We start from the raw sequence: 26475 nt of genomic DNA, 5'->3' as shown, positions 1-26475 counted from the left end.
GCACAACCGCATCGGACGCGCGTCGGATCGGACACGCATCGGATGTAGGGCCTCAGGATGGCCGCGTGATCTCGACTCCCCCGGCGATGGCCACCGTCGACGGTACGTATCCGGAAGCAAGCGCGATGTCGCGCGCGTCTGCGGGAACCGGTCCGGCCGACAACACGAGCACAGTGGGCCCAGCGCCGGAGACGGTCGCAGCCAGGCCACGTGCGCGCAGTTGCGCAACGAGGCCGGCGGTAGGGGCCATCGCGTCGGCCCGGTAGTCCTGATGCAGTCGATCCTCGGTGGCGGCGAACAATGCCGTGGGATCGGAGGTGAGCGCCACCACGGCCAACGCCGCACGGCTGACGTTGAACACCGCATCGCGTCGCGGCACCGATTCCGGCAGCAGGCCACGCGTCACCGAGGTCGACGACTCGGTATCGGGCACGAACACCGTCGCAGTGATGTCCGGGTGCACCACCAGTCGTCGTGCGCGGTAGCGGTTCTGGTGGGCCCCATGTTCGATCCAGGTCACCACGGCCGAACCGAGCACACTTGCGGCCGCATTGTCCGGGTGTCCTTCGAATTCCGAGGACAGCTGCACCATCTCGTCGGCGTCGAAGGCGTCGCGCACCCCCGCACCTTCCAACAGGCCCGAGGCCGCGGCGAGACCGGAGACGGCCGCGGCCGCCGAGGACCCCAATCCGCGTGAATGCGGAATCGCGTTGACACACCGCAGCTTCAACCCACCGGCCACCGCACCTGCCGCATCGAGGCCGCGGAAGATGGCGCGCGCCACCAGATGTGAGGCGTCACGCGGGACCTCCAGGGCGGCTTCGCCGATCACCTCGACCTCGACCCCGGATGCGGTCGTCTCCACGATCAGTTCGTCGTAGATCCCCAGCGCCACGCCCAGGCAGTCGAATCCCGGCCCCAGGTTCGCGCTCGACGCGGGAACCCGCACGCGCACCGAAATTCCTTCGGGGATCAGCACTCTGGCGTCACTGACGGCCGTCTCATCGGTCATCGCGGTGTCCACACCCGGGGACTCAGCGGACACCGAGCGCATCGGCCACGGCCACCGGGTCCACGGGGATCGCCTCCACTTCCGGCATCCCGGACAGCGCGGTGTCCGGATCCTTGAGACCGTTACCGGTCACCGTGCAGACCACCGTCGAGCCGGCCGCGACCCAGCCGTCGGCGCGTGCGGCGAGCAGACCGGCGACACCGGCCGCCGATGCCGGCTCCACGAACACACCCTCGCGCCCGGCGATGAGACGATAGGCCTCGAGCAGCTTCTCGTCGGTGGCGGCCCGGAACTGTCCGGAGGATTCCTCCTTGGCGGCGACCGCCTGGTTCCAGCTCGCCGGCGAACCGATCCGGATGGCGGTGGCGATGGTCTCCGGCTCCTTGACCGGTGCACCATCGACCAACGGCGCGGCCCCGGCGGCCTGCACACCCAGCATGCGCGGTACCGACCCACTCACACCGTCGCGGTGGTACTCGGTGTAGCCCTTCCAGTACGCGGTGATGTTGCCCGCATTGCCCACCGGAAGCGCGTGGACGTCGGGAGCGCGACCGAGCACGTCGACGATCTCGAACGCGGCGGTCTTCTGCCCCTCGATCCGGGACGGGTTGACCGAATTGACCAGTTCGATCTCGCCGAACTCCGCGGTCGCCTTACGTGCGAGCTCCAGGCAGTCGTCGAAGTTGCCCTGGACCTGGATGATCTTGGCACCGTGCATGACGGCCTGCGCAAGCTTGCCCATCGCGATCTTGCCCTCGGGGATCAGAACCGCGCAGGTGATCCCGGCCCGCGTGGCGTATGCGGCAGCAGACGCCGAGGTGTTGCCGGTCGATGCGCACAACACGGCGGTCTTGCCGTTGTTGACCGCGGTACTGACGGCCATGGTCATCCCGCGGTCTTTGAACGACCCGGTCGGGTTGAGCCCCTCGACCTTGAGGTACACCTCGCAGTCGGTGATCTCCGACAGGTGCGGCGCGGCGATGAGCGGCGTCCCACCCTCCAGCAGGGTGACGACGCGCCAGTCGTCACCGACCGGGAGTCGATCACGGTAGGCCTCGATCAATCCGGGCCACTGCCGGTGCACCGGGGTCACGTCAGTCATCGGTTCCTTCCAATCGCAGAACGCTCGACACTTTGAGCACTGCATCCATGTCTTCGAGTGCGGCAACGCATTCCGACTGCGCTCGGTCGGGCGCGCGGTGGGTCACCAGGATCAGCCGCGCGTCGTCGCCCGCACCCTCCTGCCGGACCGCGGCGATCGAGACGGAACGCTTGGTGAACTCACCGGCGACCTGCGCCAGCACGCCGGCCCGGTCAGCCACCTTCATCGAGATGTAGTAGCGCGTCTGTACATCGTCGACCGGCGCGATCGGGAGCGACGCGTACGTCGACTCCAGCGGACCGCGGCCACCGTGCACCTTGTTGCGAGCCGCCATCACCATGTCGCCCAACACCGCCGACGCGGTGGGTGCGCCACCGGCGCCCTGACCGTAGAACATCAATCGTCCGGCGTTCTCGGCTTCCACCACAACCGCGTTGAACGCACCGTTGACGGTGGCCAACGGGTGGGTCAGCGGGATCAGTGCCGGATACACGCGCGCCGAGATCCGCTGCCGCCCGTCCGCGTCGTGGACGCGCTCACAGATCGACAGCAGCTTGACCGTGCAATCGAACTTCTTGGCCGCGACCAGGTCGGCCGCGGAGACCGAGGTGATGCCCTCGCGGTGCACGTCGGCCGCGGTGACCCGGGTATGGAAGGCGATGGACGCGAGGATGGCCGCCTTGGCGGCGGCATCGTAGCCCTCCACGTCGGCCGTCGGGTCGGCCTCCGCGTATCCGAGTCGGCCGGCCTCGGCCAGGGTGTCGGCGTAGTCGGCGCCCGTCTCGTCCATCGCACTGAGGATGAAGTTGGTGGTGCCGTTCACGATTCCGGCCACCCGTTCGACGGTGTCACCGGCCAGCGACTGCATCAGCGGGCGCACCACCGGGATCGCGCCGGCGACGGCTGCCTCGAAGTACAGATCCACCTTCGCATCGGCTGCCGCGGTGGCGAGTTCGCCGGTGTACTCGGCCAACAGCGCCTTGTTCGCGGTGACCACCGACTTGCCGTGCTCCAGTGCCGTACGGATGAGACCGCGGGCCGGGTCGATCCCGCCCATGAGTTCCACCACGATGTCCACGTCGTCGCGGGCCACCAGCGCGTCCGGATCGTCGGTCAGCAGCTCCTGGGCGACCTTGCGGGGTTTGCTCAGGTCGCGCACCGCCACGCCGCGCAACTCCACCGGCGCACCCACGCGGGATCGCAGATCATCGGCATTGTCGGCGATGATGCGCACCACTTCGGCACCTACATTTCCCATGCCGAGCACGGCCACGCCGATGGTGCGATCTGGGGTCGGGTTCATTCGGTCACCTCCAAGGCGAGGAAGTCGTCGATGGTCTCACGGCGCAACATCATTCGGGCCGATCCGGCGCGCACCGAGGTCACTGCGGGACGCAACACCATGTTGTAGCGGCTCGACATCGAATAGCAGTACGCCCCGGTTGCGGCGACGGCGACGAGGTCGCCCGGACCGACATCGCCCGGCAGCCAACAGTCCTTGATCACGATATCGCCGCTCTCGCAGTGTTTACCGACCACTCGACTGACCACTGCGGGCGCCTCGGAGACCCGCGACACCAGGCGAATGTCGTATTCGGCCTGATACAGCCCGGTCCTGATGTTGTCACTCATGCCACCGTCGACGGAGACGTATCGGCGGGTGAGGTTCTTGCCGACCGTCACATCCTTGACCGTGCCCACGCGGTACAGGGTGACCGTCCCGGGACCGGCGATCGCGCGACCCGGCTCCACGGCGAGGGTGGGCATCGGGAGGCCGACAGCGGCCGACTCGCGCCGCACGATGTCCGCGAGAGTCTCCGCGACGTCACCGATCGGCAGCGGGTCGTCTTCCGGGAGATACGAGATACCCAGTCCGCCACCGAGATCGACGATCGACAGCTGGGACGTCTTGTCGACACCGAATTCGGCGACGACGTCTTTGAGCAGGCCCAAGACGCGGTGGGCAGCGACCTCGAAGCCGTCCATGTCGAAGATCTGCGAGCCGATGTGGCTGTGCAGACCCACCAGGCGCAGGTTGTCGGTGGCGAAGACCCGGCGCACGGCCGCCATCGCCACTCCCCCGGCAAGCGCAAACCCGAACTTCTGGTCGTCGTGCGCGGTCGAGATGAACTCGTGGGTGTGCGCCTCCACACCCACGGTGACCCGGACGAGTACATCGGCGACCACCCCGCGCGCACCGGCGAGCTCGTCGAGCCGCTCGATCTCGACCATCGAATCGAGAACGATGTGCCCGACTCCCATGTCGAGTGCCAGCGCCAGTTCCTCGACGCTCTTGTTGTTGCCGTGCAGGGCGATTCGCTCCGGCGGGAAACCGGCGTGCCGGGCGATGGCCAACTCACCGCCGGTGCACACGTCCAGCGACAGCCCCTCCTCGTCCACCCACCGGGCGATCTGGGTACTCAGGAAGGCTTTCGACGCGTAGTGCACGCGGCCGTAGGGGCCGAACGCCGCGAGCATGTCGGCGCAGCGGGATCGGAAGTCCGCCTCGTCGACGATGAACAGCGGAGTGCCGTAGGTGTCGGCGAGTTCCGCCACGCCGACTCCGGCGATTTCGACCTCACCGGTGTCGCGACGCACAGCGTTGCGCGGCCACACGTGCGCCGGGATCGTCGCGAGTTCGGCGGGGTCGTTGGGCCGCTCGGCGAGATGCGGTGCGGCCAACATCTCGGCATGCCGGGGTCCGGCGGGGTGCGCGTTCACATCCGCTCCGGTGCGCTGACGCCGACCAGGTCGAGCCCGTTGGCGATCACCTGACGGGTCGCATCGCACAACGCCAGCCGCGCGGCGTGGATGTCGGCGGCGGGTTCGTCGCCCTGCGGGAGCACACGGCACCGGGCGTAGAACCGGTGATAGGCGCCAGCGAGACTCTCCAGGTACCGACAGATCCGATGTGGTTCACGCAGTTCCGCGGCGGTCGCCACCACCTCGTCGAAGTCGCCGATGGTGCGGATCAGGTCGCCTTCGGCGGGGTCGTCGAGCAGATCCAGATGCGAGGTCGACATCGTCAACCCCAGATCGGCGGCGTTGCGCGACAACGCCGACAACCGGGCGTGTGCGTATTGCACGTAGTACACCGGATTGTCGTTGGACTGCTTGCGCAGCAAGTCGAGGTCGATGTCGATGTTGACGTCGACCGACGAGCGGATCAGCGCATATCGTGCGGCGTCGGTTCCCACCGCGTCGACGAGGTCGTCGAGGGTGATGACGGTGCCCGCCCGCTTGCTCATGCGCACCGGTGTGCCGTCGCGGACCAGATTGACCATCTGGCCGATGAGCACCTCGACGCTCGCCGGGTCGTCACCGAGCGCCGCCGCTGCGGCCTTCAATCGGCTGATGTAGCCGTGATGATCGGCGCCGAGCATGTAGATGCAGAGGTCGAAGCCGCGGTTGCGCTTGTCCTTGTAGTACGCGATGTCACCGGCGATATAGGCGGCGTCGCCGTCGCTCTTGATGACCACGCGGTCTTTGTCGTCGCCGAAGTCGCTGGACCGCAGCCACCAGGCGCCGTCGGCCTCGTAGAGGTTGCCGTTGGCCTTCAACTCGCCGATACACTCGTCGACCAGCCCGGACGTGAACATCTTGTTCTCGTGGGTGTAGACGTCGAAGTCGGTGCCGAAGTCGTGCAGGCTGGTCTTGATGTGGTCGAACATCGACTCGACCCCGACGGACCGGAACGTCTCGAGCCGCTGCGCATCGGGCTGGTCGAGCACATCAGGCACCTGCGCGAGAACATGGGCCGCGATCTCGGCGATGTAGTCGCCGGCATAGCCGTCCTCCGGGGTGGCCTCCCCACGTGCCGACGCCTCCAGTGAACGGGCGAAGCGATCGATCTGCGTGCCGTGATCGTTGAAGTAGTACTCGCGGGTGACCGCGGCACCGCGTGCCGCGAGTACTCTGCCGAGGGCGTCGCCGACAGCCGCCCACCGGGTGCCGCCCAGATGGATGGGCCCGGTCGGATTGGCCGACACGAACTCGAGGTTGATGCGTCGTCCGGCGAGATCGTCGCCGCGGCCGTAGCCCGCGGCACTGTCCAACACCGAGGCGACCACGGAATTCTGCGCGGCTGCCGCCAGCCAGATGTTCACAAAGCCCGGCCCGGCGACCTCGGCTTTCGCGATGCCGTCGGTAGCGGCGAACGCGTCGGCCAGCCAGCCGGCGAGGTCGCGCGGTGCCACACCGAGCTTCTTGCCGAGCCGCAGCGCGATGTTGGTCGCATAATCGCCGTGGTCAGCGTGGCGCGGCCGCTCGACCACGACGGATTCGGGCACGGCCGCATCATCGAGCCCGCGGTCGCGGACGACGGTCACGGTCACCGTGCGCAGCAGCGCAGCGAGGTCGGCGGGAGTCACGGAACATCATCCTATTGGCCCATGTCCCCGCAGGGATAATCGCCTCCGCCTGCCCGGCGTGCGCGTGGGCGAAAACCGGCATTTCCGACGTTGCGTAGACTGGCCGTCGCTGTGCCGATCTCCCCGCCGCCGCGGGGAGATCGACGTTCGGCGGCGAATGAGATCGGTGAAAGAGAGCTATGGCGCGCACCCCGGGAGCCAACGTCCCCAAGGCCGGCCGAGGATCGGGTGCCCGGCGCGGCATCGACTGGATGATCGTCGGGGCCATCGTGCTGGTGCTCGCGCTGATCGGTGGTCTGATCTGGTACCTGCTGCCGAAGTTCCGCGACCAGCAGGAAGCCCAAGAACTCAAACCGCAGACGGTTGCGGAGTTCGTGCCATCGGCGCAGAACCCGGACCCGTCCGACGCGATCGATGGCGTCACCAAGATCTATTACCAGGCCGCTCAGCACGTGCGGGCCGACCAGCGCGTGGCCTACGACCAGTCGCCGCCATTCGGCGGCCCGCACGACGAGGTCTGGGCCACCTGCACCGGCATCGTGTACCCGGACGCATTGCGCTCGGAGAACGCCGTACATGCGCTCGAGCACGGCGCGGTGTGGATCGCCTACAACCCGGACACGATCAGCGACGCGGACCTCGACGTGCTGACGAAGAAGGTCAGTGGTGAACAGTTCCTGTTCATATCGCCGTATCCGGGCCTGGACCAGGCGATCTCACTGCAGAGCTGGGGACATCAGCTGAAGCTCGATACCGCCGACGATCCGCGCGTCGACCAGTTCATCACCGCCTTGCGACGCAACACCACGCCCGGCGTCTACTCAGAGAATCCGGCCGCCGCGGCGTTCCCCGAGACGCAGGCCGCCTGTGCCGCCATCCCGGGGGCCTTCGACCCGAGCGACCCGCCGGCTGCCGACGAGGGCCAACCCGGCCCTGACGCAGTGCAGATGGACGGGACCGGCGCGACGTCGGGCGCCGGTCAGGACATGGGCACCGGCGCACAGGCGCCGACCGACGCAACGGGTACGCCATGACCGACGGTGACGGTATGAACGACGGTGACGGTATGAACGACGGGGCGCACGACGCCCACGGAACCGACCGCGAGGACCGGGCACCTGATCCGGAATCAGCTGCCGCATCACGCAGGATGTTGCTGAGCACCCTGGCCACGGTGGCTGTGCTCCTCGTGGGGATGGGGCTGGGCCTGCTTATCGCGTCCATGCTGCACAGCGACGACGCGGAGTCCGACGCGGCGCCCGCGACCGATTCCGCTGCGGTCGGGTTCGCCCAGGACATGATCCGCCACCATGAGCAGGGAGTCGAGATGGCGGCGATCGAACTCGAGAACGGTACCGACCCGCAGGTCCGCAGCATGGCCTTCGACATCCTGACCACGCAGAGCAACGAGATCGGGCAGATGCAGTCGTGGCTGACGACGTGGGGTCAACCTCTGATCAACCCGAGCAGCCCGATGGCGTGGATGGGTCACGAGATGAGCGACTCGGCGGCGTCGTCGGGCACCCCGCACGACCACGGCACAGACAGCGGCCACGGCACCTCCGACGGGCGCGAGCACGGCACCTCCGACGAGCATTCCGCGGCGCACGACGGCGCAGGCATGGCGCCCGAGGATGCGATGCCCGCAGTTCCATCCGCCGAGCCCCCGATGCCCGGGATGGCCACCCCGGCCGAGATGGACCGCTTGCGGTCGACACAGGGCGCCGACACCGACGTCTACTTCCTGCAGCTCATGCTGCGCCATCACGAGGGCGGGATCGAGATGATGGAGTACGCGACCGACCCCGACCAGGTCTCCGAGGACTACGTTCGTGCCCTCGCCGCCGGCATGCAGCGCACTCAGACCAAGGAGATCGCGATCCTCACCGCGCTGATCGGCGAACGTGGCGCACAGCCCCTGCCGATGAACTGAATCGGACGTGACCGACGGTCAATCCTGGTCCCAGCGCGGAAGCGTCAGGGCGGCGGACAGCCAGAAGCACACCGCCCCGACGAACGTCCCGGTGTTGGCCACCGACTGGCTGATCACCACCCCGGTGGAATCCACGTATGCGCCGACCGCGGAGACCCCGAAGGCGATGCAGCCGAGCAGGTTGATCTGCACCGCCCACCACTCTCGTCGTCCCGGCGCCCAGATCCGCACCGCGTGGGCGAACACCAGCACTGCAAGCACCCCGCTCACCAAGAAGGCGACCGATCCCGCAGCGTCCGGCGTCCAGACCTGCCGCCTCTCCTGCACGACGGTGTCCGCGTGCAGGGCCGCTGCGGTGCTCACGTTGAACAACAGGGTTCCACCGAACTGCGTTGCCGACGAAAGCCATTCGGTGCGAATGTGTTTTCGTCCGGATACCTCGGTGGTGGCGTCGCCACTGAGCACCAGTTGGATCAGCGCAGCACCGGTGAAGAACCAGGCACCCACGAAGAAACTCACATTTGCGGCTGACGAACCCGCCCATGCAACGAACCCGGGTGCCGACCCGAGCGCGAACAATGCGGATCCGATCATGAATCCCCAGCACTGCTTGTCGACGGTGGCCGCGAAGTACCGATCCGGTCCGGTAGCGGCGGCTTGTGTAGTCATAGGTGAATCTTGCGGTGCGGACCCCGATTCGGCGCGGCAAACCGGGCAACGTTCATCGAAGATTGATTGGCATCGTGCAGGTGCATCGCACACCGACCGGAGGTCGGCAGGGATGTGACAGTGCGCCCGCGCAAAAATCTTTCAAACCACAGTGGGCGCACACCGACCGGAGGTCGGCAGGGATGTGACAGTGCCCCCGATAGGATTCGAACCTATGGCCTTCTGCTCCGGAGGCAGACGCTCTATCCCCTGAGCTACGGGGGCTCATCGGGCGAGGGCTAGCGTAGCGCACCCGGCGGGGTGATCCCAAAACCGGGGCGGCGCGTCGCGAGGGGCCTCGATCGTCACACGGCGACGATCTCGGCCTCGTCGACACCTCGGTATCGGTCGGGGCTGCATGTCAGCACGATGACCTGCGCGTCGCGCCCGGCCGCGGTGAGCACCTCTCCCATGGCCGCGATCCGGTGCGGATCGCTGTAGCCGAGTGCGTCGTCGAGGAGCACCGGCACTCCGTCGGCCTCGTCGACGAGCGTGGCGCAGGCCAGCCGGGTGAGCAGTGCCAACTGTTCGCGCGCCCCGCCGGACAATGCCTCGTGCGCGATGGTGAGGCCATCGACGGTGCGCGACACCACTTCCAGGTTGTCGTCGACATCGAAACTCACTCCCGCTCCGAATACGTGGGCACCCAGCTCCGCCAGGCGCCGGGCGAAGGGGTCGGCGTAGCGGGTGCGTGTCTGCTGACGTTTGTCCAGGAGCGTCCGGTACAGCAGCTCGGCCGCGTCGGCACGCCGCTGTACGCGGTCCCGGGCTGCGATGGCACTCTCGAGTTCTGCCGTCGCGTCCTGGAGCAGGTCGAGGCGCGACTCGTCACGGTAGAGCTCGATCCGCGCGCGGAGTTCGGTGGCGGAGCGTTCGAGGTCGGCATGTTCGCGCGCAATCGCGGCGAGGTCGGCGGTCACCCGCTCCCGCCGTAACTCGATCTCGGCGACGTCGAGACGCGCGAGCTCGGTCTCGAGTCGACCGAGCCGGTCACGTGCCTCACCGAGCCGCGTGGCCGCGGCCTGCACCGTTCGTCGCGCATCATCGTCGCTGAGTTGCGCGAGCATCTCGGCGCGGCGTCCTTCCAGCTCGACCATGCGGCCAGCCAGTCGCTCGCGCTCCTCCCGAGCCATACGCCCCTCGGTGCGGGCCTCCCGTGCGGCCGAATGCTGCTGTGTGACCGCACGTTCCGCCGACATCACCAGTTCGGAGAGCTCACGCTCGGTCCCCGCGAGCGACGCGATGTCATCGGGGTCAACGTCGGCGCCTGCCGACTCCGTCTCAATGATGGTGCGCAGCTCGTCACGTCGTTCGACCATGGCACGGTGGCTTCGGTCACCGATGAGTTCGCGTGCCCGTCGTTGCGAACTCGCCCGCCGCTCCACCAGGTTCGCGCGCTCTCGCGCCCGATCCGCATGGTCGTCGAGGCCGGCGAGCCCGTGGGTGGCACAGAACGCCGCTATCTCATGGTCTACCGTTGCGAGTTCTTGTGCCGGAGCGGCGGTGTCGGCACCGGGGCGGACCGTGACCGTGACCACTCCGGCGACCTCTATGACCGCGTCGGTCACGGCCACCCGATCGGCGGTGTCGGCCACGGCCTCACCATCCACGGTGACAGTGCTCGCACCGGTCGGTTCGACGGTGAAGCGCGCCGCGACCGCTTCCAGCCGCGCCTGAGCCACCGCACGACGCCGCGCCAGGTCGACCGCGGTGTGGACCGCGGACGCATCGACGGTGTTGGCCCGCAGCGACTCGTCGAGAGTCGACGACTCGGCGGCGATGCGATCGAGTTCAACGAGCCGTTCATCGAGATCGCGCAGTTCGCGACGTTGTTCTCGAACGCGCTGCGCGGACTGCGCCGCCGACAACGCGGTCTGGACCATCTGCCAGCGTTCGCGGACGGCATGCAACTCGTCCTCGAGGTGTCGCGCCGAGGTCTCAGCGCGTTGCGCCCGTGCATCGTGGTCGGCGATCCCGGCTCCCAGCCGTTCGGCATCGGCCGTCGCTGCGGCGATCTGCGCCGCGACCCGCTCCCGATCGACGACATCGCGCTGCGCCAGCTGACTGGCCGTGAGCAGATGCCGCACCTCGGCGTCGGCCGCCGCCTGCTCGGTCTGTAGACGCTCGATTTCGGTCCAGCTGATCGCGAGTTCGTCGCGCTCGACCTCACGCAACTCCCGGGTGCGCGCGAGTTCGGACCGGCGATCGAGGAGGCTGCGAAGGCGCTGCGCATCGGCGTCGACCGCGTCTCGGGCGTCGGCAAGTGTCCGGCAACGCTTGTCGAGCTCGTCGGCGGTCCGCATCGCGGCGGCGAGTTCGCCAGTGGGCCGGCCCTGACCCAAGGTCCGGTAGCGACGGTACTCGGCCTCGGCGGCGTCGATGAGGGCCTGTTCGGCAACCTCCGCCGACGCGGAATCCGCTGTGTCACCGTCGGACTCCGAAGCCCGATCCAGAGCACGGGCGAGAGCGGCACTGTCGCCCATCGGACGACCGGCCGCGTCATCGGCCTGCAACAACCGAAGAGCGCGGAACAGCGTGAGATCGGCGTGTCCGCCCAGGATCTCCAGTACGCGTTCGTGCGCGTCGCGCCCGGTGAGCTGTTCTGGCCGCGGCCGATGGATGCTCAGATTCGTCGCCGGCTGCCGATTGAACCGCTTCGAGTAGGTGAAGTGCCAAGGGCCGCAGGATATCTCGACCTCGACCTCGGTACCCACCTCACGGCCGGCCGGCATGATCGCACGGACCTTCGCCGCTTTGCTCTCGGCACGGACGTCGAGCAGCAACTCAAGAGCCTCGATCATCGAGGATTTGCCCGCCTCGTTGGCGCCCTCGACGACGGTCACCCCGCGTTCGGCGAACCGGATGTCCCGGTCGGCGACACCCCGGTACTCGTGCAGACGCATCCGATGGAGCCTCATCGAATCCTCCCGGTGAGGCGATGCAACAGGGCCAGCGCATCGCGCGCGTTGCGCGCCTCGTCGAGGTCGGTGGATCCGCTGCGGTCGAACAGCTCCTCGGCGGCCTCCCGGACGTAGCCCCCGACCCCGAGGTCGGCTAGGTCACCATCGTCGGCGACCACCACGAGATCTTCCGCGCCGTCCGGCCGGGTGACCGAGGCGAATCGGTCGGCGGCCTCCTCGAGCAACTCGTCGAGCGCTGCCCCCTCCGTGACCGACACCGACCCGACGAGCCGCAAACCGAGCACCACCCTCGGTTTGTCGTCGATGTCGTCGAGTCGCCGGCGCAACGCCTCGATGTCGGCGAGTCCGGCGATGTCGGCCGACACCGTCTGAAATGACCACTGCCCCACCCGATGCGGAACCACGTCGACATCGCGCGACGAACCGGAACGGCGCAGGGTGACCGCGAGGACATGGCCGGGCTCCTGCTCGATGTGATCGAAGTTGGTGACCTCGTGTGCACCCGGGTACCACACCCGTCCGGTGGTCCCCACCGAGGTGACCGAGTGCCGATCGCCCAGAGCGACATAGTCGAGCAGGCCACCGTCGACCGCGGCCTCCACCGCGGCGAGCCCGATGAGCGCCTCGTCGCCGCCCGGGGTCAACGCGTCGACACCGCCGTGCCCCACCATTACCCGGATGGCGTCGGCAGGCGCGAGACGTGCTACCTGGGCGGCCACAAGATCGGTTCCCGGCTGCTTGTGCGACCAGGGCGCAGCGATCAGCTCGACACCCGCGCGCACCTGATGCACACCTGCACCCGAAAGCACCGTGACGTTGTCCGGGCACGCCTGCGCAAAGGTCCGGGAACGATAGATCCCCGCCGCGTCGAAGGGATCATGGTTGCCCGGCAACAGGTATACGGGGATTCCGTAGGCGCCGAGAGCGTCGAGGGTGCGGCGGATGATCTTCGACGACACCCGATGGTCTTCGAAGACATCCCCGGACACCACCACGAACTCGGCGTCCACCTCGGCGGCGAGTGTGCCGATGCGTTCGACGGCCTCGTGGCGCGCGGCGGTGTAGGCATGCGCGGCGTCGGCATCGAGGTGGCGCCGCGTCATCCCCAACTGCCAATCGGCCGTGTGCAGGAAGGTCACCTCGTGCGCGGACCCGGCCACCGATCCCGGCGACTCGAGCCGGCCTGCGCCCGCCGCCGCTGGCCGGGACCGGTTCGGCTGTGTCTGGTCGGGATCGAACCCCGGCAGGTCGAACAACGGCACGGTCATGTCTCACCTCCCACTCTCGAGCCGCATCCTACGAGCGTGGACCGACACACTGTGGGAGGCGAAGCCGTGAGCTGGTGCGGTGCCGCGCGGATCAGGCCGTTGCGACGGCCCCGGCCGCCGCGCTGTCGCCGGCCTGCGCACCCTGCCCACCAGGCGCGGGCACACCGGCCTGATGACGAGGTTTGACGAAGAACAGGGCCGCTGCCACGCCGATCAACAACACTGCCGCGGGCAGGTAGAGCGACTGACCCATGGCGGTGGCGAAGCCGTCCCGGACCGCGTCGGGTAGCTGGCCGCCGGCGCTGTGGTGTTCGGTGTCGACTCCCGGGAGCAGAGTGGCCAGACGCGTCTGCATCAGCGCGCCCACCGCGGCGCTGCCGAGCACCGAACCGATCATCCGCGTGGTGTTGTACACGCCGGCGCCGGCGCCGGCCTGATGCCACGGCAGGTTGCGGGTCGCCGTGGCTGCCAACGGCGCCCAGATCCCGGCCGACGCGACGCCCATCAGACACATCGGGATGATCAGCAGCCACACCGGGGTTTCCGGACGGGCGATCACGCCGAGCCAGCCGACCGCAACGGCGTTCAGCAGCAACGCAGAGGCGATGATCGTACGTGGGTGCACCCGGTCGAGGACCCGACCGACGATCGGCGCGAGTGCACCGGTCAGCAACGCCATCGGCACCATCATCACCGCAGCCCGGGTGGGTGACATGCCACCGACGAGCTGCAAGAAGAACATCGTGGGGATCATCAGACCGGAGATCGCGAAGCCCATCGACGCGATCCCGATGTTGGCCAGGGAGAAGTTGCGGTCGGCGAAAAGCGACAGCGGCACCAACGGTTCGCCCTTGATCCGCGATTGCCACCACACGAACAGCGCCATGAGGACCACGCCGCCGATGATCAGTGACCAGATCAAGGCGTTCCAGCCGTACTTCTCGCCGTCCTGAATTCCGAAGACGAGCGCGAACATACCCACTGCCGACAAGGCCACACCGAGCCAGTCGAATTGATGGTCGTGCGTTTCCACGTCGGGCACGAGCACAGCGGCCAACACCAGGCCGACGACGCCGACCGGCAGGTTGACGAAAAAGATCCACTCCCAGCCCAATCCGTCGGTCAGAATGCCGCCGAGCAGCGGCCCCACCAGCGTCGCGACGCCGGCGACGGTGCCCCAGACGCCCATGGCCGCACCACGCTTCTCCGGCGGGAAGATGCGGGTGATCAGCGCCATCGTCTGCGGGGTGATCAAGGCGGCGCCGACACCCTGGAGGGCTCGGGCGGCAACGAGTTCACCGATGGTGTCGGAGAATCCGCACCAGACGCTCGCGATCGTGAATACCAGCAAGCCGATCTGGTAGACGCGTTTCGGCCCGTACTTGTCGCCGAGACGGCCGGTGATCAGCAGCGGGACCGCGTAGGTGAGCAGGTAGGCGCTGGTGACCCACACGATGCCGTTCACGTCGGTGTCGAGTGCGGTCTGGATCTGCGGCTGCGCCACGGCGACGATCGTCATGTCCACGAGGATCATGAAGAAGCCGACACACAGCGCCAGCATCGCCGCCCAGGGCCGGGTGGTCAGCGGCACGGCGGGGGTTGATGGAGAGGTCATGCGTCGGCGTCCTTCTCGTGCGGTGCGGTGGAGGCGGCGGCCCGGAAGTCCGGGTCGTCGAGCCAGGCGATGGAGTGGTTTGTCAAACGTTCGAGCAGGCCACGGAGCCAGTCGATCTGCGCACTCAATGTCGTGATGCGACAGCCGATGTCGAGATAGAACATCTCCGCCTTGCCGCTGTCGGCGGCCTCGGCGGCGCCCACGCGCAGGTTCTCGAGTTCGGCGCACATCTGCGTCAGCCGCGTGGTGAGCAGCTCGATGACACGCGACCGCGGCAGACCATGGGCCTCCGAGAGCGCAAGATACAACTGTGGATACTCCGTCGGATGTCCTTCGAGCAGCTGCTCGAGGCTGCGCGCCAAGGCGGCGCGGCCGGTGGCGGTGATGCGATAGATCGTCCGCTCGGGGCGATTGCCCTCCCGCTCGACGTCGTGAACCTCGATCAGCTCTTTGTCGGACAATCGGTCGACCGTGTGATAGAGCGTGCCGGGCCGGAATTTCACGAGGCGGTCTTCGCGCCGCTCGATCGTGGTCTGAAACATCTCATATGGATGCATCGGCCGCTCGGCCACCAGCCCGAGCACGAGTACCGCCAGGGGCGGCAACATCCCGTTCGCCGACATGCGCTGATCCTCGCTCGCTATCCGAAGTCAAATATTCCAGATGGAATATACCGTTTCGACCATCTTCTGCCAACCGTCGGACGGGGTCATTACTGTGGATCACATGACCACCAACAGCCCCCGCGCCGCCGCGGCCGCCCCCACCGAGGGAGCGGCGACCGAGCAGGGTGTCTATGTGACCACCGGACAGGAGTTCGTCCGGGACACGAACTACATCGACACACGGATCACCCGCGACGGCCGCGACGGTTACCCCGTCGAGGCAGGCCGCTACCGCCTGGTCGTCGCCCGGGCCTGCCCATGGGCCAACCGGACGATCATCGTGCGCCGCCTCCTCGGCCTCGAGAACGCGCTGTCGATGGGCATGTGCGGACCCACCCATGACTCCGACTCGTGGACCTTCGACCTCGACCCCGAGGGCCTCGACCCGGTGCTGCAGATCCCCCGTCTCAAGGACGCGTACGAGAAACGGTTCCCCGGTTACCCCAAGGGGATCACCGTGCCCGCGGTGGTCGACATCCCGACCGGTGCGGTGGTCACCAACGACTACCCGCAGATCACCATCGACTTCGAACTCGAATGGACCGACCACCACCGCGAAGGCGCACCGGAGCTCTATCCCGAACATCTGCGCGATGAGATCGACGAAGTCAACCGGGGTGTGTACACCGAGGTCAACAATGGTGTCTACCGTTGCGGCTTCGCCGGGGACCAGGAGTCCTACGAGAAGGCCTACGACCGGCTGTTCGCCAAGCTCGACGAACTCTCCGAGCGCCTGGCCAACCAGCGCTACCTGGTCGGCGACACGATCACCGAGGCCGACATCCGACTGTTCACGACCCTGGCTCGCTTCGATCCCGTCTACCACGGCCACTTCAAGTGCAATCGCAGCAAGCTCGCGGAGATGCCGGTGTTGTGGGCATACTCCCGCGACCTGTTCCAGACGCCCGGATTCGGCGACACCATCGATTTCACCCAGATCAAACGCCACTACTACGTGGTGCATCGAGACATCAACCCCACCGGCGTCATCCCGGTGGGTCCCGACCTCCACAACTGGCTGACTCCCCATCATCGCGAGGAACTCGGGGGTCGCCCCTTCGGCGACGGCACACCCCCCGGACCGCCACAGCCCGGCGAGGTCGTGCCCGCCGCGGACGGAGTGCCGACCGATGGCTGATCGCGACCGGACCCATGGAAGCGGGGATTCGGGCGACCAGCAGCGCCCTCCCGGCAAGGCCGTGGAGGTGACGGGCGGTCTCCTCGACCGCGCGCAACGCCTGCAGGCGCCGGCAGTTGCCCGATATGTGCGTAGCCTGCGAACCGCGAATCCGGAGGAGACGCCGGCGCAGATCATCGCGCGACTCGAGAAGCTCTACCTCACCGCCGTCACCGGCTCCGGCGGCGCCGTCGGCGCGACCGCCGCCGTCCCCGGCGTGGGCACGATGACCGCACTGGGCGCGATGACCGGCGAGACCGCGTTCTTCCTCGAGGCATCGGCCCTGCTCGCGTTGTCGATCGCCGAGGTACACGGCATCCCGGTGCACGATTCCGAGCGCCGCAAAACCCTCGTCCTCGCCGTCGCGCTCGGCGAGGAGGGCGTCGTCGCGCTGGGGCGCCTCGTCGGCACCCGGGGCGGGGCCTTGCGAAGGCTGGGCGGCGCGAGCATTCCCGGCGGCGGCCTGGCGAAGCTGAACAAAACACTCGTCAACAAGGTGGCCAAGAAGTATGCGTTCAAGCGCGCGCCACTGCTGTTCGGCAAACTCCTGCCGGCCGGCATCGGCGCAATGATCGGCGGGGTCGGCAACCGCGCCCTGGGCAAACGCGTCATCGCCAACGCACGCGAGGCGTTCGGCCCACCGCCGACCACGTGGACGATCGACGGCGAGGTCGTCGCCGGTACCGGGCTTCCGCCGGGACGTCGGTGATCTCCGCGCTCCAATCCCGAGTGCGGCACGGTGACAAGGGGACGCCGCCGGCAACCGACGACGCCCCCACCCGACGCGGCTGGATCCGGCGACTCGTCGCCGAATGTGGACGCCATCGCGCGCTGGTCACCATCACACTGGCGGTGACAGCGGTGGCGGTCGCGGTCGACCTGATCGCGCCGCTACTTGCCAAGGCGGCCATCGACCACGCGACCGGCGCCGTCTCCGACGGGTTGTCGATCCGGCTCATCGTCATCGCGCTCGTCGTCTTGGCGGTGGTGCGCTACGGATGTCAGTTCGGGCGGCGCCTCACCGCGGGACGGCTGTCGGTGACCGTGCAGAACGGGCTGCGTCGCAAGTTGCTCGACACGCTGCTGCATCTCGATGGCAACGCGCAGAACCAGATCCGTACCGGCCAGATCGTCTCCCGGTCGATCTCGGATCTGCAGATCGTGCAGGGCCTGCTGGCCATGGCGCCACTCTCAATCGGGGCCGCGGTCCAGGTCGTGTTCGCCATCGGCATCATGGCTTATCTGTCACCCCTGCTCACCTGCGTCGCATTGTCGATCTTCCCGCTGGTCGCCCTGGTCGTGATGCGCACTCGCCGAAAGCTGTTCGCCGCCACCTGGTCTGCCCAGCAGGCGGCCGCCGACGTGGCACAGCATGTCGAGGAAACCGTCACCGGTGTCCGTGTGGTCAAGGGGTTCGGTCAGGAACGCCGTGCAGTCGACGAACTGGTCGGCCTGGGCACCCGCCTGTTCTCGCTGCGGATGCGGGCCGGACGGATCAACGCCCGCTTCACCCCCACAATGGCCGCCATCCCACAACTGGGCATGGTCGCCGTGATCGCGCTCGGCGGGTACCTCACCATGCACGGCCACATCACGGCCGGCACCTTCCTCGCCTTCGCCACCTACATCGCCTCGATGACCGCATTGGCGCGACTACTCACCAACCTCGTGGTGAGCGCGCAACTCGCGCGCGCCGCCGTCGATCGCGTCTACGACGTGATCGACCATCCGCGCGACCCGGCCGAACACAACACCGCGACCCTGCCCGACGGGCCGATCGGGCTGCGGGTACGCGACGTCGGGTTCGCATTCGGTGACCAACAGGTCCTCGACGGGGTCGACCTGACTGTGGGGCCCGGCGAATGTGTCGCCGTGGTCGGCCGCCCCGGGTCGGGAAAGTCCACCCTCGCGGATCTGGTCGGACACTACTACCGGCCCGAGCGCGGTGCGATCGAGCTGCTCGTCGGCGACACGGTCCACCCGGTCGACGCACTGGCACCCGACGCCTTGCACGACGCGGTGTCGGTGGTCTTCGACGAACCGTTCCTGTACTCCGACACCATCGCGGCCAACATCATGCTCGGGCCCGACGGCGCCGACACCAGCCTCGCCTCCGGCGCGCCACCGAGCGCCCGACTGGTGTCGGCCGCCGAGCGCGCGGACGCGCTCGAGTTCATCGACGGCCTCACCGATGGCTTCGGCACCGTCGTCGGCGAGCGGGGACTGACCCTGTCCGGCGGCCAGCGCCAGCGCGTGGCCCTGGCCCGCGCGCTCTACGCCGGGTCCCGCGTACTGGTCCTCGACGACGCGACCTCAGCGGTGGACGCCTCCACCGAGGTCCGGATCCTGCGCGGGCTGCGCGCCGAGCGCCGCACGATGCTGCTGCTGGCACACCGCCGGTCCACGCTGGCCCTGGCCGACCGGGTCGCCGTTCTCGACGGCGGGCGGATCGTCGACGTGGGGACCGTCGACGAGTTGGACGCGCGGTGCGGGTTGTTCGCCAGCCTGATGTCCTCGGCCGACCCTGAACAGGTGGTCGGCGAGACCCTCCCGGAAGTGCCTGGGGGCCCGGCGTTCGACGACCTGTGGCCACCCACTCCCGTCACCGCACCCGATCACACCATCCGACGACCGGTGACACCCACCCGAGGCCCGGGTGGCGGCGGCGCCAGGGGCGGCGGTGGCATGGGCGGCGCCCTCGGCTCGATGCCGGCGACGCCCGAACTCACCGCCGCAGTCGACGCGCTACCACCCGCCGACGAGCAGCCCACCATCGACGTGAACACTGCCCGCTCGGACAACCGGGACTTCTCCTTGGCTCAACTCCTGCGGCCGGTGCGCTGGCTGCTCGGCGCCGCAATCGTCACCATCGCGATCGACACCCTCGTCGGGTTGGCCTTTCCCTCCCTGGCACGCACCGTCATCGACGCCGCGACACACACCGACGAAACGACGCTCTGGTGGGCGAGCGCGGTCGGGGTGGCACTGGTGGGCGTCGGCTGGCTGGCCGCCGCCACGATGACGATCACCTCGACCCGGGCCGGCGAACGCGTCCTGTTCGGTCTGCGCGTCCGCAGCTACGCGCACCTGCAGCGGCTGGGTCTGGACTACTACGAGCGCGAACTGTCCGGTCGGATCATGACCCGGATGACCACCGATGTCGACGCACTGTCCACGTTCCTGCAGACGGGCCTGTCCACTGCGGTCGTCGCAGCGCTCACCCTGGTGGGGGTCACGGTGGCCCTGCTCATCACCGATCCGTTACTCGGTGCGCTCATCCTGCCGGTCTTTCCGGTGCTGATCGTCGCCACCGTGGTGTTCCGCCGTATCTCCTCGGTGGCCTACACCCGGTCACGGGAGTTGGTCAGCCTGGTCAACGCCGACTTTCAGGAGAACATCGCCGGTATCAAGACCACGCAGACCTATCGGCACACGCCCACCGCGACGGCACGCTTCACCCGCCGCACCGACGAGTGGCTGAGCGCCCGGATGGTCTCCCAGACCGCGATCTCGATCTACTTCCCGTTCATCACTTTCATGTCCGACCTCGCCGCCGCGGTCGCAATCGCGGTCGGCGCACACCAGATCTCCCAGGGCTCGCTGTCGGCGGGCACCCTCGTCGCGTTCGTCCTCTACCTGTCGATGCTCTTCGGGCCGGTACAACAGCTCTCCCAGGTATTCGACGGATACCAGCAGGCCGCGGTCGGCCTACGCCGTATCGGCGACCTGATCCGCACCCCGAGTTCGCTGCACCGTCGCGACAGTCACACTCCCGTACCGGCAGCGGGTTTCGACGGCCGCGTCGACTTCGCCGACGTGTCCTTCCGTTACGCCGGCGCCGATCGCGACGCGCTGACCGAGATCGACCTCACGGTCCCGCCCGGCACCTCGCTGGCGCTGGTCGGCAAGACCGGCGCGGGCAAGTCGACCATCGTCAAGTTGCTGGCCCGCTACTACGACCCCACCTCGGGTTCGGTCCGGATGGACGGGACCGACATCCGCGACCACGAACTCGAGGCCTACCGCGCCCGCATCGGAGTCGTGCCACAGGAACCACATCTGTTCACCGGCACCGTCGCCGACAACATCGCGTACGGCCGACCCGATGCCCAGCGGGCAGAGATCGCCGCGGCGGCGTCGGCGGTCGGCGCCGCGGGCATGATCGCCGAGTTGCCCGGCGCGATGAACCACCCGATCGGCGAGCGGGGGCAGGGTCTGTCGTCGGGGCAGCGCCAACTGATCGCGCTCGCGCGCGCCGAACTCGTTCACCCCGACCTGCTCCTGCTCGACGAGGCGACCGCCACCCTCGACCAGGCGACCGAGGCGCTCGTACTCGCCGCCGGCGAGGCCCTCACCCACCGCCGGACGTCGGTCATCGTCGCCCATCGCCTCGCCACGGCGGCACGGGCCGATGTCATCGCCGTGGTCGACGGGGGCCGAATCGTCGAGTGGGGAACACACCGCGAGCTACTGGCGTTGAACGGAAGGTACCGCGCGTTCTGGGATGCCGGTGTCGCCCCAGACGCCGACGGTATCGCCACCGCCGGTGACATCCGCCTCAGGTGACAGGTGACATACACCTCAAGATGCTGTGTTCGGTGAGGTCAGACGCACGCCACCGACTCGGCACGCGTACCATCTGCAGGTGGTTCACCGATAGTCTTCACAAGGGACTTACGTGGTGACAAGCGACCCGACACCAGAGGGAATTGAGGCGAGTAGGCGCTGTGAGCAGTTCGATTTCGGATTTCGGACAAAACACCTGGCTGGTCGAGGAGATGTACCAGCAATACAAGAAGGACCCGAAGTCGGTCGATCCGAGTTGGCATGACTTCCTGGCCGACTACGACCCCAACTCGAACGGCTCGTCCGATGCGGCGGCCACCACTGACGCCCCCGCCACCGCAGCTCCGGCGACCTCGTCGGCCGCGAAGGCCCCGGCAACGCCGTCGGCCTCGGCAGAGTCCACCTCGAAGTCTGCGCCGGCCAAGCAGAGCAAGCAGGTGACCCTCGACCAGCAGCCGACAAAGGCTGCCGCCCGCAAGGCCGGACCCACCAAGGAATCGACGGCCACCAAGGCCGCTTCCGGCCAGAGCACCGCCAGCCGCGACGGATCGGCCCGCTCGCAGAAGGCCAAGGAGCCGGCGAAGGCCGCGGCCGCAGCACCCAGCGAGGACGAGAACAAGGTCCTGCGCGGCCCGGCCGCCGCGATCGCCAAGAACATGTCGGCGTCGTTGGAGATCCCGACCGCCACCAGCGTTCGCGCCGTCCCGGCCAAGCTGATGATCGACAACCGGATCGTCATCAACAATCATCTCGCCCGTACCCGCGGCGGCAAGATCAGCTTCACCCACATCCTCGGCTACGCCATCGTCCAGGCGATCAAGGCGTTCCCGAACATGAACCGGCACTTCGCCGAGGTCGACGGCAAGCCGAACGCCGTCACCCCCGCGCACACCAACCTCGGCCTGGCCATCGACCTGGTCGGCAAGGACGGAAATCGGACTCTGGTCGTCGCCGCCATCAAGAACTGCGAGACGATGGGGTTCGCGGAGTTCTACACCGCTTACCAGGACATCGTCCGACGTGCGCGTGACGGCAAACTCACCGCCGAGGACTTCTCGGGTGTGACCATCTCGCTGACCAACCCGGGCACCATCGGCACCGTGCACTCGGTACCACGCCTGATGAAGGGGCAGGGCGCCATCGTCGGTGCCGGCGCGATGGAGTATCCAGCGGAGTTCCAGGGCGCCAGCGACGAGCAGATCGCCGATCTCGGCGTCGGCAAGCTGATGACGCTGACCTCCACCTACGACCACCGCATCATCCAGGGTGCCGAGTCGGGCGACTTCCTGCGGACCATCCACCAGTTGCTGCTGGACGACGCCTTCTACGACGAGATCTTCACCGCGTTCCACATCCCCTATGAGCCGGTCCGCTGGCGCCGCGACATCCCCGCCGGCCTGGTGGACAAGAGCACGCGCGTGCTGGAACTCATTGCGGCATACCGGAATCGCGGGCATCTGATGGCTGACATCGATCCGCTGATGATGGACAGCGATGCACGTGCGAGTCATCCGGACCTCGATGTGCTCACCTACGGCCTCACTCTCTGGGACCTCGATCGCAGCTTCAAGGTCGGCGGTTTTCACGGCCAGGAGAAGATGAAGCTGCGCGACGTGCTGTCGATCCTGCGCGATGCGTACTGCCGCCATGTGGGTGTCGAGTACACCCACATCCTGGAGCCCGAACAGCAGCGCTGGGTGCAGGACCGGGTGGAGATCAAACACGTCAAGCCGCCGGTCGCCGAGCAAAAGTACATCCTGTCGAAGCTGAACGCCGCCGAGGCGTTCGAGACGTTCCTGCAGACCAAGTACGTCGGTCAAAAGCGCTTCTCGCTCGAGGGTGCCGAGTCGGTGATCCCGATGATGGATGCCGTGATCGACCAGGGTGCCGAACACAGTCTCAACGAGGTCGTCATCGGCATGCCCCACCGCGGCCGCCTGAACGTGCTCGCCAACATCGTCGGCAAGCCGTACTCGAAGATCTTCACCGAGTTCGAGGGCAACCTGAATCCGTCGCAGGCGCACGGATCGGGCGATGTGAAGTATCACCTCGGCGCCGAGGGCAAGTACTACCAGATGTTCGGCGACAACGAGATCAACGTCTCGCTGACCGCCAATCCGAGCCACCTCGAGGCCGTCGACCCCGTTCTCGAGGGTCTCGTCCGCGCCAAGCAGGACCTGCTCGACGACGACGACCAGTTCTCGGTGCTGCCATTGATGCTGCACGGCGATGCCGCCTTCGCCGGTCAGGGTGTGGTCGCGGAGACTCTGAACATGGCGATGCTCCCGGGCTACCGTACCGGCGGCACCATCCACATCGTCGTCAACAACCAGGTCGGTTTCACCACGGCCCCGGAGCATTCCCGGTCGACCGAGTACTGCACCGACGTCGCCAAGATGATCGGCGCGCCGATCTTCCACGTCAACGGCGACGACCCGGAGGCGTGCGTGTGGGTCGCCAAACTCGCGGTCGACTACCGTCAGGCCTTCGGCAAGGACGTCGTCATCGACCTCGTCTGCTTCCGTCGCCGCGGCCACAACGAGGGCGACGACCCGTCGATGACCCAACCGGCCATGTACGACGTGATCGACACCAAGCGCGGCGTCCGCAAGAGCTACACCGAAGCCCTGATCGGTCGCGGTGACATCTCCACCAAGGAGGCCGAGGACGCTCTGCGCGATTACCAAGGTCAGCTCGAGCGGGTGTTCAACGAGGTCAAGGAACTCGAGAAGTATCACGCCGAACCGAGCCCCTCGATCCAGGCCGATCAGACCCTGCCGACCAAGCTGGTGACCGCCGTGGACAAGGAGGTCCTCGAGGCCATCGGCGACGCGTTCTTCCACACCCCCGACGGCTTCGATGCGCATCCGCGTGTGAAGCCGGTGCTGGAACGTCGCCACGAGATGTCGCGTCACGGGAAGATCGACTGGGCCTTTGCCGAGCTGCTCGCCTACGGTTCGCTCGTGTTGGAGGGCCGCACGGTCCGCTTGTCGGGTCAGGACTCCCGGCGCGGCACGTTCACCCAGCGGCACTCGGTGCTCATCGACCGCGACAGCGGCGCGGAGTACACCCCGCTCAACAACCTGAAGACCATCGCCGGCGACAGCGCCGAGGGCCGGTTCATGGTCTACGACTCGCCGCTGTCGGAGTTCGCGGTGGTCGGCTTCGAATACGGCTATTCGGTCGGCAACCCGGACGCGCTGGTGATGTGGGAAGCCCAGTTCGGCGACTTCGTCAACGGCGCGCAGTCGATCATCGACGAGTTCATCTCCTCCGGCGAGGCCAAGTGGGGACAGCTCTCCGACGTCGTCCTGATGCTGCCGCACGGACACGAGGGCCAGGGCCCCGACCACACCTCAGGTCGTATCGAACGATTCCTTCAGCTTTGTGCCGAGGGATCGATGACTGTCGCGCTGCCGTCGACCCCGTCGAGCTACTTCCACCTGTTGCGCCGCCACGTGCTCGACGGCATCAGCCGTCCGTTGATCGTGTTCACCCCGAAGTCGATGCTGCGCAACAAGAATGCGGTCAGCCCCATCGAGGAGTTCACCGACGACAAGTTCCGCTCGGTACTCGACGACCCGAGGTTCCTCGGTGGCGCCGATCGCAGCAAGGTCAAGCGAGTGCTGCTGGTGAGCGGCAAGCTCTACTACGAACTCGCCGCGCGCCGCGACAAGGAGAAGCGCGAAGATGTCGCTGTCGTGCGCATCGAGCAGCTGTACCCGGTGCCGCACCGCCGTCTGCGCAACACCCTCGAGCAGTACCCGAACGCCGAGGACTTCCGCTGGGTCCAGGAAGAGCCCGCCAACCAGGGTCCGTGGCCGTTCCTGGGCCTGTGGCTGCCCGAGGTGCTGCCGGACGTGCTCAGCGGTCTTCGGCGCATCTCGCGTCGGGCCATGTCGGCACCGTCGTCGGGCTCGAGCAAGGTGCACGCCGTGGAGCAGCAGGAGATCCTCGACGAGTGCTTCTCCTGATGTGACGGCCTCCTGACCGCACCTCGCGGCGGTTAACCGAACGGCAGCCACCCCACTTCCGCAACGAAGTGGGGTGGCTGCGTCTTCGCCGACAGAACCCTGTTTCACGCCGACAGAACCCCAAATTCCGCCGACAGAACCCACAATTGCGGCGACGGAATCGCTCGCCGAGGCTGGTGATCAGAAGTACCCGCCACGCACACGCAGAGCCTTCTCGATCTCCATGACGATTCCCCACTGATCGGTGCGCATCCGTTCAGCATTGATACGTATGACAATCCATCCGAGTGCCCTCAGCTTGGCGTCACGGGCCTCATCATGGGCCTTCTGTGCAGGCGTCGAGTGAAAGTCCTCACCGTCGTACTCGATCGCTATCTTGAGTTGCTCGTAGGCGAGGTCGATCCGCGCGAAGACGTGCCCATCAACCGGATCGACCACCTCGACCTGCAGATCCGGTGTCGGAAGATCGGCTCGGAACACCAGGAGTCGGAGCCAGCTCTCGGGCGGTGATTCCGATCTGCCGTCGATCATCGGAATCAGCGCACGCAGTTGGCGGATACCGCGGCGCGCTGGGAACTGCTTGATGTAGGCGGCCAGGTCCTCGGGGCAGAAGCCGGTCGCTGATGCGAGGTCGTCGAGATGACCGAGCGCGCGCCATTCCGGCGGTACCCGACCAATGTCGAGGGCAGTTCGTAACACCGACGTCACCCTCACACCATCGATGTCCACGACATCATCGGGCTCGAGGTCTGTGCGATGAACCGCCCGTCCGCGCCCTCGCTTGTTGCCGGCGTCAGGAGCGCGGATCAGCTCGACCGTGAAATCCCCGTCATGCCATGTGCCGCCGTGCATGACTTTCGCAGCGATCCCACCGACGACCACGTCGTCGGGCGCAGTCCGTGCAGTCGCGATGATCCTCTCACGGGGCGCGAGAACAGCCGATCGTTCGACGTAGCTGTCACCATGCAACCGTGTGAACGCGACAGCGAACTGCTCCGCCGACATTTCAGTGGACGCCACGGCCTTCTTGCGTCGGACAAGGTACTTGTCGCCATTCGGTGAATTGCGTGCCATGAGGACATTGCAGGGCACCGGCGCTTCCACAACGACATCAATCGTGCGCCTGGGGACAATTCACGCCGTTATCCACAGCCCGCGGTAGGG

The 26475-nt window shown here is 67.4% G+C and carries 17 protein-coding genes and 1 tRNA gene; 6 read left to right on the top strand and 12 right to left on the bottom strand.

Going from position 1 to position 26475, the window contains the following annotated elements; all coding sequences use genetic code 11:
• Positions 1–52: 52 nt before the first annotated feature.
• Genes thrB through argS form a run of 5 tightly spaced genes read right to left on the bottom strand, consistent with a single transcriptional unit; the run spans position 53 to position 6484 of the window.
• Positions 53–1054, bottom strand: coding sequence for a homoserine kinase (gene thrB / locus OSB52_RS13070; protein WP_372475005.1), 1002 nt, complete (start codon positions 1052–1054; stop codon positions 53–55).
• Complete coding sequence (thrC, locus tag OSB52_RS13065) at positions 1035–2114, bottom strand: threonine synthase (RefSeq protein ID WP_235723791.1); 1080 nt, start codon at positions 2112–2114, stop codon at positions 1035–1037. The genes thrB and thrC overlap by 20 nt, the downstream gene beginning before the upstream one ends.
• Complete coding sequence (locus OSB52_RS13060) at positions 2107–3417, bottom strand: homoserine dehydrogenase (RefSeq protein ID WP_266062084.1); 1311 nt, start codon at positions 3415–3417, stop codon at positions 2107–2109. The genes thrC and OSB52_RS13060 overlap by 8 nt, the downstream gene beginning before the upstream one ends.
• Positions 3414–4835, bottom strand: a complete 1422-nt coding sequence (lysA, locus tag OSB52_RS13055; protein WP_266062083.1) for a diaminopimelate decarboxylase — start codon at positions 4833–4835, stop codon at positions 3414–3416. The genes OSB52_RS13060 and lysA overlap by 4 nt, the downstream gene beginning before the upstream one ends.
• The gene (gene argS / locus OSB52_RS13050; RefSeq protein WP_266062082.1) at positions 4832–6484 is read right to left on the bottom strand and encodes an arginine--tRNA ligase; all 1653 of its coding nucleotides are present in this window, start codon (positions 6482–6484) and stop codon (positions 4832–4834) included. The genes lysA and argS overlap by 4 nt, the downstream gene beginning before the upstream one ends.
• Before the next feature lie 179 nt (positions 6485–6663).
• On the opposite strand from argS, the gene OSB52_RS13045 reads away from it, so the two are divergent.
• Both OSB52_RS13045 and OSB52_RS13040 read left to right on the top strand, forming a co-directional pair.
• Positions 6664–7518, top strand: coding sequence for a thioredoxin-like domain-containing protein (locus OSB52_RS13045; protein WP_266062080.1), 855 nt, complete (start codon positions 6664–6666; stop codon positions 7516–7518).
• 14 nt (positions 7519–7532) lie between these two features.
• Positions 7533–8417 carry a DUF305 domain-containing protein gene (locus OSB52_RS13040; RefSeq protein ID WP_372512413.1) on the top strand — a complete coding sequence of 295 codons (885 nt, stop codon included), beginning with the start codon at positions 7533–7535 and terminating at the stop codon, positions 8415–8417.
• Between the two features lie 18 nt (positions 8418–8435).
• Here the strand turns inward: OSB52_RS13040 and OSB52_RS13035 are convergent, their stop codons facing one another.
• From OSB52_RS13035 to OSB52_RS13010, 6 genes are all read right to left on the bottom strand, one after another.
• Positions 8436–9086 carry a hypothetical protein gene (locus OSB52_RS13035; protein WP_266062079.1) on the bottom strand — a complete coding sequence of 217 codons (651 nt, stop codon included), beginning with the start codon at positions 9084–9086 and terminating at the stop codon, positions 8436–8438.
• A gap of 191 nt (positions 9087–9277) precedes the next feature.
• Positions 9278–9350 (bottom strand) — tRNA-Arg (locus OSB52_RS13030).
• 80 nt (positions 9351–9430) lie between these two features.
• Complete coding sequence (locus OSB52_RS13025; RefSeq protein ID WP_266062076.1) at positions 9431–12028, bottom strand: AAA family ATPase; 2598 nt, start codon at positions 12026–12028, stop codon at positions 9431–9433.
• 11 nt (positions 12029–12039) lie between these two features.
• Positions 12040–13185: a metallophosphoesterase family protein gene (locus OSB52_RS13020; protein WP_308203672.1), complete on the bottom strand. Its 1146-nt coding sequence runs from the start codon at positions 13183–13185 to the stop codon at positions 12040–12042.
• Positions 13186–13405: 220 nt separating this feature from the next.
• Positions 13406–14929, bottom strand: coding sequence for an MFS transporter (locus tag OSB52_RS13015; RefSeq protein WP_266062073.1), 1524 nt, complete (start codon positions 14927–14929; stop codon positions 13406–13408).
• Complete coding sequence (locus OSB52_RS13010) at positions 14926–15552, bottom strand: PadR family transcriptional regulator (protein ID WP_266062072.1); 627 nt, start codon at positions 15550–15552, stop codon at positions 14926–14928. The genes OSB52_RS13015 and OSB52_RS13010 overlap by 4 nt, the downstream gene beginning before the upstream one ends.
• Before the next feature lie 103 nt (positions 15553–15655).
• On the opposite strand from OSB52_RS13010, the gene OSB52_RS13005 reads away from it, so the two are divergent.
• The 4 genes from OSB52_RS13005 to OSB52_RS12990 all read left to right on the top strand — a co-directional run bounded on the left by OSB52_RS13005 (position 15656) and on the right by OSB52_RS12990 (position 25311).
• On the top strand, positions 15656–16732 hold the full coding sequence (locus tag OSB52_RS13005; protein WP_266062071.1) for a glutathione S-transferase family protein: 1077 nt from the start codon (positions 15656–15658) through the stop codon (positions 16730–16732).
• A complete protein-coding gene (locus OSB52_RS13000) occupies positions 16725–17480 on the top strand; it encodes a hypothetical protein (RefSeq protein WP_266062069.1) in 756 nt (251 codons plus the stop codon). The genes OSB52_RS13005 and OSB52_RS13000 overlap by 8 nt, the downstream gene beginning before the upstream one ends.
• Before the next feature lie 20 nt (positions 17481–17500).
• Positions 17501–21337 carry an ABC transporter ATP-binding protein gene (locus OSB52_RS12995; RefSeq protein WP_266062130.1) on the top strand — a complete coding sequence of 1279 codons (3837 nt, stop codon included), beginning with the start codon at positions 17501–17503 and terminating at the stop codon, positions 21335–21337.
• A 212-nt stretch (positions 21338–21549) separates the two neighbouring features.
• A complete protein-coding gene (locus OSB52_RS12990) occupies positions 21550–25311 on the top strand; it encodes a multifunctional oxoglutarate decarboxylase/oxoglutarate dehydrogenase thiamine pyrophosphate-binding subunit/dihydrolipoyllysine-residue succinyltransferase subunit (RefSeq protein ID WP_372512419.1) in 3762 nt (1253 codons plus the stop codon).
• A gap of 180 nt (positions 25312–25491) precedes the next feature.
• Here the strand turns inward: OSB52_RS12990 and OSB52_RS12985 are convergent, their stop codons facing one another.
• Positions 25492–26385, bottom strand: a complete 894-nt coding sequence (locus OSB52_RS12985; RefSeq protein ID WP_266062066.1) for an endonuclease domain-containing protein — start codon at positions 26383–26385, stop codon at positions 25492–25494.
• Positions 26386–26475: the final 90 nt, after the last annotated feature.

Origin of the sequence: Gordonia aquimaris (genome assembly GCF_026262595.1) — a bacterium.
GTDB classification, from domain to species: Bacteria; Actinomycetota; Actinomycetes; order Mycobacteriales; family Mycobacteriaceae; genus Gordonia; species Gordonia tangerina.
This window is presented reverse-complemented; position numbering and strand designations above follow the sequence as displayed.